Origin of the sequence: Kocuria subflava, from assembly GCF_012163155.1 — a bacterium.
Classification (GTDB): Bacteria; Actinomycetota; Actinomycetes; order Actinomycetales; family Micrococcaceae; genus Kocuria; species Kocuria subflava.
Genome location: NZ_JAAVUN010000080.1, coordinates 1 through 1242, shown reverse-complemented (window position 1 = coordinate 1242; position 1242 = coordinate 1). Strand labels below are relative to the sequence as shown.

The window sequence follows — 1242 nt, the reverse complement described above, 5'->3', positions numbered from 1 at the left end:
TGAGTGTGGGTAAGGGCCCAAGCGGGGTGCGTGTCACGGGGGTCGGGTAGGGGTCGAGGCCTCCAGGATGGGGGTGCTGAATCCAACCGTCCTCGAAGGCCTCGACGTGTCCCATGCTATGTGCGCGCCGGCGTGCGCGCTCTTCGACCTGCCCGATGTCCACGTGCTCACGATCGAGCGGCACCGCTCCTCGTTCACCCTGGTGGTCGAGACCGTGCCGTCACTGGTGGGCTGTCCGGCTTGCGGGGTGCTCGCCGTTGGCCATGGCCGGGTGGCGGTGCTGCTGCACGACCTGCCTTGCACCGGGGTGCCCGTGCGGGTGGTCTGGCGCAAACGCCGCTACCGCTGCCATGAGACGGCGTGCGAGGTGACGACCTTCAGTGAGGTCCACGAGCTGGCGGCACCGCGGGCCAAGCTCACCACCCGCGCGATTGCTTGGGCGGTGACGCAGCTGCGCTGCCACGACATCGCGGTCTCGGCCCTGGCCCAGATGCTCGGGGTCGCCTGGAACACCGTCTGGGACGCCATCACTCCGGTCATCGAGGCCCAGCTGGCCGCCGAGGACCGGCTGGCCGGGGTGAACGCCCTGGGCGTGGACGAGCACCTCTGGCGCCACGTGGGCCCACCCGGCACTGGGCTGGTCACCGGGATCGTGGACCACTCCCGCGGCGAGGACGGCCGGCCCCGGGCACGACTGCTGGATCTGGTGCCCGGGCGCACGGGGGCGGCCTACGGCGACTGGCTCATCGAGCAGGGGCCGGCGTTCACGAGCGGGATCCGCACGGCGACGCTGGATCCGTTCCACGGCTACGCCAATGCCATCCGCGACGAGCTCCCGGAGGCGATCACCGTTCTCGACGCTTTCCATGTGGTCAAGCTCGGCGGGCAGGTCGTCGATGAGGTCCGCCGCCGCGTGCAGCAGGACACTCTGGGTCACCGCGGGAGAGCCGGGGACCCGTTGTACGGGATCCGCCGCACCCTGCAGATCGGCGCCGAGCACCTGACCGAGAGGCAGGTCCGCCGACTCAACGCGAAGCTCGAGGCCGGGGACCCGCATCACGAGGTCACCCTTGCCTGGCATTGCTACCAGAAGCTGCGCGCGGTCTACCACGCCCGCCCCGAGCAGGGGCGCCGGCTCGTCGCCGAGATTCTCGGTGCCTTCCCGTCCTGTCCCATTCCGGAGATCGCCCGGCTCGGACGGACCTTACGCCGGTGGAAGGCCGCGATCCTGGCCTACTTCGA

At 70.6% G+C, this 1242-nt stretch carries 1 protein-coding gene; it reads left to right on the top strand.

Features of this window, described 5'->3' with window-relative positions:
- Window positions 1–73: 73 nt before the first annotated feature.
- Window positions 74–1242, top strand: a 1169-nt coding sequence (locus GTW58_RS13030) for an ISL3 family transposase (protein ID WP_168023553.1), incomplete at its 3' end; no start/stop codon positions are given.